Genomic DNA, 13,674 nt, shown 5'->3' with positions numbered 1-13,674 from the left:
ACGGAAATCCTTTTTCACCTTTCACAAAAATGCTATGGATGGTTTTGTTTCTCAACACTATGAGAATGGAAGATAAATATTCTCTTCCATTCTTTTTTATAGCATCGTCCATATAGTTTGTATCAATAAAATTATACCTGCTGCTATTAAAAGAAGATAAATTAATGATTTAAATAGCTTTTGATTGAGCCTAGTAAACAAGATTTGTCCTAAAATAAGGCCGATGAAAACAATAGGCAAGGCATACAAACTATAAATCCAAACCAGTTTACTTGTGCCCTCAACAGTGACTTGAGATAGTAAACTAATAAGATAGATAAAAATATAATAGGCTAGTGAAATAGCTCTAATGGTTTCCTTATTTCGATGGGTGCTCGCAAAATACAGCAACAATGGCGGCCCTGCCATACCAATACTTGTTGTAAACATTCCTGAGATTAAACCAACGCCATAATCTCTACCACTTGTTTGTTGAATGGAGAGATTTTTCATCAAGAGAAACGTAAGACCTATTAAGAGGATGGCGATAATAAGTTTAAATGTCGTGACATCGACTAAGGCAAATAAAATACTGCCAAAAGGAGCGCCCACAACACTACCAATTATTATCTTCTTCAGCAAAGCGACATCAATATCATGCCTCACCTTCCAAATGAGAGAACATGAAATAACAAGGGACAGTACGATATTTATTTGCATTGCCTCTTGCGGAGAAAAAAGCAACAGTAAAAAAGGGGTGGCCATGATAGAAAAACCAAACCCCGTACTTGTTTGCAAAATGGAAGCTGTTAGTATAATAAAAAAGTACAAAAGTAATTCCTGCAAAACGACACCTCACATCATTTAGTACTATAGAGTGGTTATAGCATGTTGCTTAGCAATCAATTCCTTCAATAAGAAAGATAACACGCAAGCAATTAGTAAAAATAGAGCAATCATGGCGATCACACCTACCCAGCCATACTTCATCCAAAAAACACCACCTACTGTCCCGCCAACACTCGAACCAACATAATAAAAAAATAAATAAAGGGATGATGCTTGCGCTTTATCATGTGTTGCCCGTCTACTCACCCAGCCACTCGCGATAGAATGAGCTGCAAAAAAGCCAAAGGTAAACACCGTAATGCCGATAATTTTTAAAGTAAGGAGCCCATTAAGTGTTACTATGGCTCCTGCCAACATAATGGCAATGGCTAGTAATAACATTTGTTGGCGTCCGTAACGATCGGCTAGGCTACCAAACCATGCTGAACTAAATGTCCCTACTAGGTATATGACAAATATCCAGCCTACAATGGTCGCGCTCAAATTATAGGGAGGGGCCATTAATTGAAAGCCAATATAGTTATAAAGTGTGACAAAGCTTCCCATTAGAACAAATCCTATACCATATAGACACAACATAGAAGGGTCCTTCAGATGTTGCAACAGCGTTTTAGTTAATGCTTTTAATTGTAAAGGACGTGGGCTAAAATGCTTGGAGCTTGGCAGCATCCAGACAAACAACACACTGACAAAAAGGCTAATTCCTCCTAGCACCATCATCCCTATATGCCAGTTATAATGGTCCGTTAATGTCCCGATAATGACTCGTCCACTAAGCCCTCCCACAGAATTACCACTAATGTATAAGCCCATGGCAACACCTAAGCTTGCTGGTTCCATTTCCTCCCCCAAATAAGCCATGGCAATTGCCGGTAAACCTGCAAAAACGATGCCTTGTAGCACACGCAATCCTAAAATTATTTCAAAGTTAGGTGAAAAAGCTAGTGCCACTGTCAATACAGAGGCTGCAAAAATAGAAATCGTCATCAATGATTTTCTTCCCCATGCCTCAGATAAAGAACTAACAATAATTAAACTCACTGCTAAGGCAAAGGTAGTGACAGAAAGAGATAAACTTGCTACAGCTGGCGAGACGTGAAACACATCTGCAAATGTCGGTAGTAATGGCTGCGTTATATAGAGATTTGCAAAAGTAATAAAGCCTGCCAAAAATAAGGCCCAGTTTGCTTTATGAAACGCTCTCGTGCCTTTTTGTATATATTCCATGACTCTCTCTCCTTCAGCTCTTCAACATACTACTATTATTCTAATACAATATTTCGTAAAACACACGATCCCTCCGTCAAATAATAGACAAATTCATCACCATTTTCACCCGGAAAAAGCAAATTTTAATTGACATTCAAAACACGCCAACTCTCTTTTTAAAAGCTATTTATAAAAAGGAATTTACTATTTTGACTTGGCAAATATTATGCTACAGTAAAGGTAATCATCTAGAACCATTGTCACAATGAATACAGATGACACAACCATTTTTCATTGACTAGACTTGGAGGAATTTTTATGAAAATTATTGAAGCTTTAGCCCTTGCAGCACCTTATATTCACCTTGCATTAAAGCAAGAAGCCATTGTAGCTGTTATTGAAAAGGATAGTGAAACAGTCATCAAGTATTTAGCGGGGAAACGTGTAGATTCAGGCTATCATGATGGACAAAAAGTAAATGCTAATGACCAAAATGTTTACATTGCCTTTAACGGACAAAATGCAGATGTGGTTATACCAAAGGATGTTTACGGCGTAGCAATCAATGCTTTTTCATTCCCCATTCGTGAAAATGGTCAAGTAGTAGGTGCCTTAGCATTTGGCCTACCAATAGATAATGAGCTTAAACTCGAAGATTATATGAGTACTATGGATAATATCGTCAATAGCCTACAAGATAAAGTCCACACAATCGCTTCCCATTCAGAGGAATTAGCGGCTACTAGTGAGGAAATAAATAAGCAGGCACAGCATGCCCTAGAAGATTCAGAAAAAACCAATGCCGTAACGGATTTAATCAAAAGCATTTCCCGCCAAACCAATTTACTTGGTTTAAATGCATCCATAGAGGCTGCTCGCGCTGGACAGCATGGTGCTGGCTTTAATATTGTGGCACAGGAAGTTCGAAAATTGTCCTTTGAGACATCTAGTGCTACCGAAAATATAGAATCTTCCTTACGTAATATTAATAGAAATCTTGAAAACTTAAAGCAAAATATGGGACAAATCAATGATGCAACGAATGAGCAAGCACAGCTTGTACAGGATTTTAGCGAAATCATTGAAGAGCTGACTGTACTAAGCCGCGAAATGAAGGGCTTTATGCACGATGCATTAAAATAATTGGGAGGTGCACAAGATGCAAATAACCCTTGACCAAGATCTATCTTTACGTACAATCACCTTGGAGGATGCAGAAAAGGTTTTTGCCTTAACAGATGCCTCTAGAGAGTATCTAAAAGAATGGCTACCATGGTTGGATTACACGAAGGAAGTGGCAGACACGAAAGCTTATATTGGGGGCTGTATTAAAGGACATGAATCAAAAAGTAGTCTCTCCCTCGTTATTCTTTTTAACCATGAAATCGTCGGCATAGCTGGCTTTAATGCCATTAATCCGAATAATAACATTGGTACGATCGGCTATTGGCTAAGTGAAGGTGCTCAGGGACATGGCATTATGACAAAAACGGTAAAAGCTCTCTTACAATATGCCTTTGAAACATTGCAGCTGCATAAAGTGGAAATTCGTGTTGCTGAAACCAATCACAAAAGCCGTGCAATACCCGAACGACTTGGCCTAATAAAAGAAGGTACGATTCGCTCAGCAGAATGGCTCTATGACCATTATGTGGATCATGTTGTATACGGCATGCTTGTAAGTGAATGGCAGCAACAAAAATAAAAGTAGCGTCCTGATGAATCAATTTGAGACTGCCCCAATATAAGACAGGGATCAAAAAGCATTATCCAATCAGTTGTCGGTACTAAATCGGCGACTGGTTGTTTAGTGTCGCTTGTATTCGGATATCATTATCAAAATTTATATAGTCTTTGACAGTTTGTTTGACGATTGCCGTCATAGTACGCTTTCAATTGTCTATATAGAACGTTTCAGATTTTAATGCAGAAGAAACGATTCAATAGGGTATTATCAGCAGATGATAATTTCCCCCATTTCTCTATAACCTTCTTTGCCGTTTAAATAGCGTAAAACGGCTCCTAATTTTTCCTCAGCAGTAAATTTATCCATAGAAAAACTGCACCTCTAATTGTTAGAGTGGATCTAACAATTCGGCGCAGTTCACTTTCGAATATGAGAATCAGCCAGATCAATTTCCCCTAATCGAACTCTTGTTGCATACCTATCACCAGTTTATTTATCTATGCTTTTAACAATTCAACGGAAGAACGATCATTATATCAAATTTAAGGTCTCCTCCGCTGATTTTGTTTTTTCTTTCGGCACATAGATCGAAACATGCAGAGTAAAATAATAGAAAATAATTACTTTACTATTTCCACAGCTCATAGCCGTTTTCCTTACGTGTGTAGGTATGCTCTGTAGACGCTTCTATGATGTGGCAATATGCCCAATGTGTTTTATTTAAATCCTTGTATTGCGGCGCGTCCGATGGAATATCGTTAAGTTCGATTTTGCGGTTTAACATGGTGTTTACAATTTTCACAACTTCCGCGCGGGTGATTGAACTTGCTGGTCTAAAGCTGCCGTCAGGATAGCCATTAATCCAACCCTTAGTATACGCGCTGTCAATATACTCTGCCGCCCAATGATTGATTGGCACATCATTGAACGAAGTGTTTTCGCTTGTTAACAGGTTATCAAATCTTGAGGCTATGGCTGCAAATTCCGCTCTTGTGATTGTCTGTCTAGGTTTGAACGTGCCATCCCCATACCCTTTCAGTATACCTTGACTTGCAAGGTAATTGACCGACTGTTCATACCATGTGCCGCCACCGACATCGCTGAACTTTCCACTTACAGCCGTATTCTTATTTTCGTCTTTTATCAGTCTGAAAAATATTGCTGCTGCTTCCGCTCTTGTGATTGAGCTTTCTGGCTTTACGCTGCCGTCAGGGTAGCCATTGATATACTTGATATGCTCACCGGTTTCAAGCTCAGGGATAGCGACTGTGTTCTTGTTATAGTAGAATACAACCTTGTTTTCACCTGATTTGATCGTTATCGTTTCCGTCCTTTTACTGCCTGCATCCAATTGATAACTCTCAATAGCCGGGGCGTTTATAGTTTCTGTGCTGCCAACTGTAATACTTGAACTTTTACTATAAATAATTTCCCCGGTTTGCTTGTCTATGCCTTGAACTAGTAATGTTGCCGTAGGTGTACCACTGCCATCGCCACTGCCACTGCCATTACCGCTACCACTACCACCTTTACTTATCCATTTTGCGTATAACGTAATGTTGTCGGTAACAGTATCTATAGCAAAGTCCCATGCATTGGTTAGGGAATCTTCTTTATACCAACCGCTGAATGTATAGCCACTTTTGGTCGGTAACGTTGGCTCGGTTATAAGGCTACCTAGGGGTATATCCGTTTTTTCTGCCACTACAGAACCACCGTTGGAATTAAAGGTTACCGTATAAAGTGACTTTGTCAAATATTTAAATTCTACACCTGCAATACTGCTTACCGCTTCAGTAGCAGTACTCATATGATAACCTGCTGGGTAGATTACAAGGGATTCATCATTAAAAATACTGCCTCCGTTTCCCCAAAAACGCGCTACCCCCTTATTAGTAATTAAAGCAGGCTCCAAAATTAACGGATTGGCTAGTTTGATAGCTACAAGGCTTGCACCACCTGTTGTTTGGGCGTAAAAAACGCCTCCCGATATAGTGCCGATTTTTGCAGGAGAAGTGCTGCTTGATGTAGTTGAATTGATTGCATAGAACCCACCAGTGAAAATGCCGCCTGAAATCAAGTTTACTGTGGTTTCGTTTAGAAAAGCTTCCCCAGATGCGCTAACGGTGGTAAATTTGCCCCCACTGATGAGCTTGATAATAGCATTTGGATTATTCGACGCATAGTTCCAAAGGGCAAGAGAATCTCCAGTGATTTCTGTGCCACTGCCGATTTCATTAATCGTGCCAACATTCAGAAGACCAATGTTCGTTGAAGTGATAACGGCATTGTTAATGGTACCAATAGTACCGCCAATATCATTTTGGAGGCCAGATTGTCCACCTGAAAAAGTTCCTCCGCTTATCGTGTTAATATAAGCGCCGGCCTCGATCAGCAGAACACCTATCTCTCCGTCGAAAGTTCCGCCTGATATTTCATCGATACCTGACGGATAGTCCAATGCTACAATGTCAACTCCTCTTCCTTCTTTATTAGTAGTAAGTCCAGTATACGCACAAATAAATCTCCCACCGCTGATTTCCCCAATTTTTCCACCTCGAATTAGGCGAAGAGCGGAAATCTCATGTTCCGCAAAAAAATCACCGTTGGAAATCTCACCAATTTGTGCCTTACCGTCCACCTGAACATTTGCCCACCTATCTGGAGCAGCAGCCAAATTTTTGAAAGTGCCACCCGAAATTAGATTGACTTTTGTACCTTCGTCATACATATATAACGAGTGCATTTTACCAATGATAGTTCCGCCACTGATTTCCTCCAGTGTAGCACCATTCGTCATCGAAATGGCGATTGATCCGGAAGATTCCAAATGTCCGCCAGTTATTTTTCCGGACGCCTTCGGATCGTATAAATCCAGTACCATATTCCCAGTGCCAGTTGCTAAAAGCTTTGCTCCGTTGTTTACTACAATATTGCCATTTGCAACAGATATAAGTGTTCTCTGAGAACCCGTAAGCGTAAGTACTTCAGTATCCGAGCCTCCACCCAAAGTCAAATCAAAGCCATTCTGGACCCAAAAACTAGCATTAATACCCAATGTAATTTTGGAATTTCCTCCACTAGCTATTAGCGTAATATCTTTCATAATTGAAATTGTCGTTGACATCGTTATATCTTCTGTTACAGCAATCGTATCATTGTTCTGGGCTGCATTTATCGCTCCCTGCAGCGTGGCATAGGTTGCGCCATCCGCTCTAGGAGCAGTATCGTTGGAAACTGTACTGGGTGATACAAACAGGGTAACTTCGCTATCCGCATTTGCCGACAACATAAACTGTGGCATGAGTGAAAAAAACATTGTCAGAAATAACAGCAGTGAAATCATTCGCTTATTGGCTATTCCTTTTACAGTACCCGTTATTCTTTTAAAATAATTCATTTTTTAATTACCTCCAATTTGTTACTAACTTCCTTCTGGACAACTTTAAATTTGGATTAGTATTACTTTTGTGATGTATTCTGTTAACAAAAAGATCGCATAAGTATGTGTTAATATGCTTCTCCCCCCCAGCCGAACCAGTTCCTTTGCCTACATATCTTTTTATTTGAGTTGCGATAATTATATTTATCGCAACTATGTTGTAAATTGTAATACTTGCTGATATACTCTTGTCAAAGTCAAAAAGGAGTATATTATTTTTATGTTATTAAACAAGCTAAAGGGTGGTTTGCCTAAATTCATTAAACATTTAACATACAATGAATACGCAAAAAATAGTATCAGAAGCTATCAAAAAGATATTTTGAAATTGATTGATTTTTTAGAGGGAAAAGATGGGAAACTGCAAAAGGAATATTTAATAGAGTATAAAAAATCAATGGAAATAAGGCTGAAACCTTCAAGCGTCAACCGCAGCATTGCGGCGGTCAACAAATTTTTAAAATTTATGGAGATGGATGATCTCACCCTAAAGGCTCTGAGAATTCAAGAACAGACCACCGCTCAACATGAGCTTACCCAAAAGGAATTTGACAAGTTGATTGAAAGCGCCTTCACGAATAAAAAGACGAAAACTGCGATGATTATGCTAACGCTTGCCTACACAGGAATACGCATAGGGGAACTGCAGTTTATCACCGTTGAGGCTATCAAGAGCGGTAAGGTTCTTATTAACAATAAAGGAACTGTACGCACGATTGTCATACATAAGGATTTACAAGGTCATTTATCCTTATATTGCAAGGAAAAAAATGTGAAAAGCGGTATTGTTTTTACGGGCAGTAAAGGCAGCCCTATTAGCCGTTCCTATATTGCACGTGCAATGAAAGAAGTAGCAGAGCAATGCGGAGTTGATCCAGCAATGGTTTTCCCCCATAATCTGCGGCACTACTTCGCCCGAAGCTTTTTAGACTGCGGCAATCCACTGTCGGATTTAGCGGATATTTTAGGACATAAAAGCATTGACACCACAAGACGTTATTTGAAAACCAGTGCCGAAACGAAACAAAAGCAGTTGGCAAAGCTGAAAATCATCCCGAACTGGCAAAAAAATTACGGGTTTCCTCAGAAAAAAATAATGTGACAACTATGTAAAACTAAATATGAAACGTAATTAGCGCAATTTGAAAGGATTGGGCTTTTTTGCATAAAAATGTGGGTGTGGTGCTCCCAGTCAAGTAGACAGTGAAAATAAAAAATTCTTTATGAGTGTTGATCCTTAAATTCTATTAAATTTTCTTGGTAGCATTCATTGTTGTAAAACGAAATATTTGTCTCAATGTTATTTCTTTAGAGTAGGTTTCTATTGGTTTAATTGCTCAGACCCCTTCTTCAAAATAAAGATCATTATTTTGCCAATCTTTTTTGTATCTTGGTGTACATCTAAATTTTTTGCTACTTCATTTAATGTGTAATGCTCCTCCTGCTAGAATGATATAATGGCTAACTGTTTCTTCAGTGAAAGAATATTTTGTCATAAAAAAATCCCCATTAGATAAACAGATTTTATTTTTTAATCTGTCTACCTAATAGGGAACCTATCACAATTGGAAATGCCATTTTTCTTTGGGTAAATATATTTTTATTAGGATTGTTCTACAGTTTCTTTTGTTTCTACTGCTTCAACAGGTGCTTGCTTTTTTTCCAAACCTAGGGCAATTTGCTCTAATTCTGGACGCAAAGTGTGCTTACCAGCATAGCTTTCGATCAGTTCCTTCACATCGATACCAGAAGTTTCTTTTAATGTTTCTTGTAGTGTAGACATTAAATTAGTTGCATAAGACGTAACCTTATTTGCTCCACTGCCTTCGCCACCACCAGTATCGACCACTGTAATTTTATCGATATTACCAAGAGGACTCGCAAGCTCTTTTGCATATTCTGGCATCATACGCACTACCATATCCAGCACAGCTGCTTGACCATAGTATTCAAAGGCTTCGGCAATTTTACGTTTAGCCTCAGCTTCTGCAAGACCTCGTAGTCGAATAATATCTGCTTCTGTCTCACCTTGCGCTCTTTCGGCATCTGCTTTAGCAAGACCATCCAAACGAATTTTCTCCGCCTCTGCTTTCGCTAACGATTCAATCCGATATTTTTCCGCATCAGCCTGCGCAAGCTCTCGCATTTTTTCGGCAGCGGCATTTTGTTCCACTGCATAACGATCCGCATCAGCCTTTTTCTTCACTTCAGAGTCATATTGCTTCTCACGACGTAAAATCTCTTTTTCTTCTAATTCAATTTGCTTTTGACGCTCAATAATGCGAATTTGCATTTCTTGCTCCGTAACTTCCTGCTTAGCACGAGCTGTTTCAAGCTCATAGGCTTGGTCAGCACGGGCTTTTGCAATATCCTGCTCACGACGGAACTCAGCTACCTTTAATTGATTTTCCTTTTCCGCTTCCGCAATTTCTGTCGCACGTTCTAGCTCTGCCTTTTGTGCTTCCTTAGAGGCTTCTGCACGTTTGATACGCGTTTCTTTCTCTGCATCTGCCGTCGCAATATCTGCATCTCGTTTTACCTGTGCAATTCTTGGTTTACCAAGTGAATCTAAATAGCCATTTTTATCTCGTACATCTTTGATCGTGAAGGATACGATCACAAGACCCATCTTAGCTAAATCCTGAGAAGCAACACGTTGAACTTCCTGTGAGAATTTATCACGGTTTTTGTAAATCTCCTCCACCGTCATGGAGCCTAAAATTGAACGTAAATGGCCTTCTAAAACCTCGCGTGCTTCCGCTTCACGCTCCGTTTTTTGCTTTCCTAAAAACTGCTCTGCTGCTGTTGCAATTTCAGAAATGGAGCCGCCAATTTTAATAATGGCTGTACCATCAGCCATAACAGGTACACCTTGTTCTGTATAAACTTCAGGCGTTGTTACCTCTAGTTTACTAGATAGTAAACTTAATGGCTGTGCTTGCTGGAAAATAGGGAATACAAATGTACCGCCCCCACGAATTATTTTAATGCGATTCCCCGACTCATCTTTATGTACATTTTTTGAGCCGAGATAGCTACCTGTCACAATCAGTGCTTCATCAGGACCCGCCGTACGATACTTTGTCACATATAAGCCGACTAGGGCGATTAATACAAACGCTACAATTCCTAAAACAATTAAAATATCGGTTGACATAGATAGATCTCTCCTTTATACAAATTTTTTCTCATACGTTCTGACAAAAAGTGTACCATCCTTCACATCTACAACAAGCACGGTCTCATCATAGTCAATGGCTTCATTATCATAGCCTGTTGCCCGTTTCGAAATCATACCACTTGTCGTTTCGATAACAACCTCACCAAAACCATTTACAGGAATTGGTACAATGACTTTTCCCAATTGCCCCCCTAGTGATTCCTCCGTATAAGCCAATGAAACATCAGCTGATCGCAGCGGAACAAGGACGAATAAATAAAACAAAGTACTTAAAATAACGCCGATGATACATGCAGCAATAATGTTCCAAACGCTAGAGAACCAGGCTAGTTTTTCTAAAATAAATCCTGCTGCTGACATCAACGTAATGAAAGATAGAATGACACTCGGATTAAAAATGGGCAGTCCTTCACCAATACCTTCGACAGCATCACCAAAAAACATAACGAGTATTGTGGCAAGACCAGCAAAAATCAAAACAACCAAAAAGATTTGTTCGAGTGAATAGCCAAATAGCGTCAAGTTGCTCACCCCTTTCATCATATTACCTACTATACGGATATACCCCTGGAAAAGTTTCGAAATTTTTCGCATTTTTCAAACAAAAATGGAGCAAGTCACCAGTTTCTTTAAATTCAGGGCAGTAAAAGTAAGAATCGCCTGCATGGACAATTTTTTAAGAGCTCTTAAAGTTGTCCAAAATACTATCTTAGCTAATAAAGGAGAACTAACAATGTCACAATATACAGAATTACTCAGTAAAATAAAAGAGCTTGAGGAGGCTTTAAAAACAAAGCAAGCTATTGTCCCTGCTCGAAAAGCCTCAAACATGCATAATGCTGCGTGGGAGTGGTTAAGAAATAAAGGTATTACAGATGGCACTCATCCTCAAAATTTCTTAACACGTGAGCAATTTGCGACAATGCTAAAAAGATATCATGATTCTTTCAATAAAAATTAATATTTCCTACCCCATACATAATTTTCGCTTCAATATATCATAATTTCATTTCTCTCTAACTGAACCATGTTACAATAGAAAAGAATTTTGGCAACTAAGGAGATATGGCATGAAACTTTCAACGATCTTAAATTTTTTAATTCTAGTATTTTTCACATTATTATTCGTGAATGATTTTTTCCCTGACACAACGATTGCAACAGTCTTAACTAAAAAAATCATTCTTCTTCTATTAGTCGTGTTAGTTATCATACAGCTAGCTATCGATAAAGGTAGATATAAAAAATTGTCCAAAAAAGCCTATATTGGTTTGACGCTGTATACAGTTGGTTTATGGATTGTTTTAACATTGCTTGGTGGCCAGTCGCAAATCGGTTTATCGTTTACTAGCCCTCTTTTCTATATCATTGTCGTATTGCTTGTACTTGATTTACTGCGTATTTCACGCCAAACCAAACGCGATCAAAATGAGGAAAAGTAAAGCAAGAGTGGTGCTATCCGTCACTTCTATGGCTTAATCCATCATTTTCTCATTTCTATCCTTCATATCAAAGGTTCTATCCGTCACTTTGGCGTTTCTATCCGTCTACAGCATAAAAAGCATGTCTATCGACTGGCACTCCAATCGGTAGACATGCTTTTCTTATGATTCTAGGACATTTAAAATTTCATCCAGTTCATTCACAGCTAGATCTAAGCGTTCCTTCGCCTCGATATTTTGCTGTTTTAAGTGATTAAACTCTAGTAAATTTTTCTCATGCTTTAATTTGATAGAAGATAAACGTTCAATGCGGGCTTCTACCTTTTCTATTGCTTGCTCACAGACTGTTGTCCAGAGCTTTTCTGATTGCTGCATTTCAGTCGTTGATGGGTTGTGTTGACGCATAATTCGGGCATAGACCATTTCAATTTGTTCAATTAATTCCGAATAGAAATGGCGCTCAACACGTGTTGTTTGGAATGTTGGATGCTCCACATCTTTTGCATAAGGGGTAATTTGACGCAATAGCTTTCCAGCATTTTCTCCAAATGCATGCGATAAATTCAAGACATTCATTAATTGTAATAATAAACGAATTTCTTCTAGATTAATAAGTTGTGAATCGATGCTTTCTTTTAACTTTAATGATTCCATATAACGTCGATCAAAATGTTCAATTTCGCCGTTGCGTTGCTCTACTAAATGTACACTTGCATTGTCTTTTAAGCTTTTAATATAGCGAATGGCATGGTTTTTCAGCTCTTCTTTTGACAGCAAGCTAACATTGTCTTGTTGTGGTTTTCCTCGTTGAACATACGCAAATGCATCCATTTTTTTGGGCCATTGTGCTGCTTGGGTTTCTTCTGAGACATTATAGCGTATATAAATTCCGTGCATTTTATATCCTCCAAGTCCATTAAACAAGTATCTCTAAAGACAATAAATCGAATACGACATTTTTTCAAGTAAAAAACTTTTAATAATTGAAAATCCTTCTTTTTAACAATAAATGAAAAACCCTGAATAGTCGATACTATTCAGGATTTTACTAGTTTTCATCAATTCATACTTACCCTTTGACAAGCTTCGTACGTATGCGATTCGAAACATACTCCACGAGTAAAATAAGCAGGACAAGTCCCAATAAAATGGACCCTACCTCAGACCATTTATATGCGTTCATCGCAAAAATTAATGGCGCACCGATTCCACCTGCTCCAACTAAGCCGAGTACGGTTGCATCTCGTAAATTCATATCAAAACGATAGATCACAATGGATAAAAATAATGCTGTTAGTTGTGGCCAAATACCGTAACGTATTTTTTCCAGCAACGTACAACCAATCGCCTCCATTGACTCTAGAATACTTTTATCTAAGTCCTCAATAACATCAACATAGAGCTTTGACAGCATTCCGATAGAAGTTAATGACATCGTCAGTACACCAGCAAATGGACCAGGGCCTGTTACTCTGATGAACATAAGACCATAGACAATGGCAGGAATCGTACGAATGATTATTAACAGTAAACGGACAACAAAAGCAATAGGCTTTGGCACAATGTTAGAAGCCGACAAAAAGGCTAAAGGGATGGCTAGCAATGCGCCGACAATGGTTCCAAGAAATGCTATGGCCATCGTTTCGATTAATAAATAAGGTACACCTGCTGTTGTCGTATTGACTAATAATGACCAATCGGGATTCAGCAATCCTACAAATATATTTTTAACGATTTTTATCCCATTCACTGATATATTCTCAAAATGAATCGTTGTTATAGACCAAATAAATAAAAGACAAACGATCACAATTATCATGGTGTATGTCATGCGTCGATTTGGTTGTAACTGTAATTGTTTTTCGATTGCATTCATAACATCACC

General features: G+C 38.7%; 12 protein-coding genes. 5 read left to right on the top strand and 7 right to left on the bottom strand.

Features of this window, described 5'->3' with window-relative positions; genetic code table 11:
- Positions 1-96: 96 nt before the first annotated feature.
- A complete protein-coding gene (locus MKY46_RS07175; RefSeq protein ID WP_058844233.1) occupies positions 97-825 on the bottom strand; it encodes a sulfite exporter TauE/SafE family protein in 729 nt (242 codons plus the stop codon).
- Positions 826-849: 24 nt separating this feature from the next.
- On the bottom strand, positions 850-2,055 hold the full coding sequence (locus MKY46_RS07170) for an MFS transporter (RefSeq protein ID WP_058844232.1): 1,206 nt from the start codon (positions 2,053-2,055) through the stop codon (positions 850-852).
- A 300-nt stretch (positions 2,056-2,355) separates the two neighbouring features.
- Here MKY46_RS07170 and MKY46_RS07165 point away from each other — a divergent pair, with 300 nt between their 5' ends.
- Positions 2,356-3,180 (top strand): methyl-accepting chemotaxis protein, encoded by an 825-nt coding sequence (locus tag MKY46_RS07165; protein WP_036126881.1) that lies wholly within the window; start codon positions 2,356-2,358, stop codon positions 3,178-3,180.
- Positions 3,181-3,196: 16 nt separating this feature from the next.
- Entirely contained in the window at positions 3,197-3,742 is a 546-nt protein-coding gene (locus tag MKY46_RS07160) for a GNAT family N-acetyltransferase (protein ID WP_340833887.1), read from the top strand.
- Between the two features lie 610 nt (positions 3,743-4,352).
- On the opposite strand, the gene MKY46_RS07155 is transcribed toward MKY46_RS07160, so the two are convergent.
- Complete coding sequence (locus MKY46_RS07155; protein WP_330493521.1) at positions 4,353-7,124, bottom strand: S-layer homology domain-containing protein; 2,772 nt, start codon at positions 7,122-7,124, stop codon at positions 4,353-4,355.
- A 262-nt stretch (positions 7,125-7,386) separates the two neighbouring features.
- On the opposite strand from MKY46_RS07155, the gene MKY46_RS07150 reads away from it, so the two are divergent.
- Complete coding sequence (locus tag MKY46_RS07150; protein WP_271912728.1) at positions 7,387-8,268, top strand: tyrosine-type recombinase/integrase; 882 nt, start codon at positions 7,387-7,389, stop codon at positions 8,266-8,268.
- Between the two features lie 501 nt (positions 8,269-8,769).
- Here the strand turns inward: MKY46_RS07150 and MKY46_RS07145 are convergent.
- Both MKY46_RS07145 and MKY46_RS07140 read right to left on the bottom strand, forming a co-directional pair.
- Entirely contained in the window at positions 8,770-10,323 is a 1,554-nt protein-coding gene (locus MKY46_RS07145; protein ID WP_058844285.1) for a flotillin family protein, read from the bottom strand.
- Positions 10,324-10,338: 15 nt separating this feature from the next.
- The gene (locus tag MKY46_RS07140; protein ID WP_082673732.1) at positions 10,339-10,869 is read right to left on the bottom strand and encodes a hypothetical protein; all 531 of its coding nucleotides are present in this window, start codon (positions 10,867-10,869) and stop codon (positions 10,339-10,341) included.
- Between the two features lie 211 nt (positions 10,870-11,080).
- Between MKY46_RS07140 and MKY46_RS07135 the strand changes: the two genes are divergently transcribed.
- Positions 11,081-11,308, top strand: a complete 228-nt coding sequence (locus MKY46_RS07135; RefSeq protein ID WP_058844283.1) for a hypothetical protein — start codon at positions 11,081-11,083, stop codon at positions 11,306-11,308.
- Between the two features lie 109 nt (positions 11,309-11,417).
- The gene (locus tag MKY46_RS07130) at positions 11,418-11,789 is read left to right on the top strand and encodes a hypothetical protein (RefSeq protein WP_330493520.1); all 372 of its coding nucleotides are present in this window, start codon (positions 11,418-11,420) and stop codon (positions 11,787-11,789) included.
- A gap of 162 nt (positions 11,790-11,951) precedes the next feature.
- On the opposite strand, the gene MKY46_RS07125 is transcribed toward MKY46_RS07130, so the two are convergent.
- Entirely contained in the window at positions 11,952-12,686 is a 735-nt protein-coding gene (locus MKY46_RS07125) for a hypothetical protein (protein WP_036126981.1), read from the bottom strand.
- A gap of 172 nt (positions 12,687-12,858) precedes the next feature.
- On the bottom strand, positions 12,859-13,665 hold the full coding sequence (gene phnE, locus MKY46_RS07120; RefSeq protein WP_330493519.1) for a phosphonate ABC transporter, permease protein PhnE: 807 nt from the start codon (positions 13,663-13,665) through the stop codon (positions 12,859-12,861).
- Positions 13,666-13,674 lie beyond the last annotated feature (9 nt).

Source organism: Lysinibacillus sp. FSL M8-0355 (assembly GCF_038008985.1).
GTDB classification, from domain to species: domain Bacteria; phylum Bacillota; class Bacilli; order Bacillales_A; family Planococcaceae; genus Lysinibacillus; species Lysinibacillus fusiformis_D.
The sequence above is the reverse complement of the archived record's forward strand: the minus strand, read 5'-3'. Positions and strand labels throughout refer to the sequence as shown.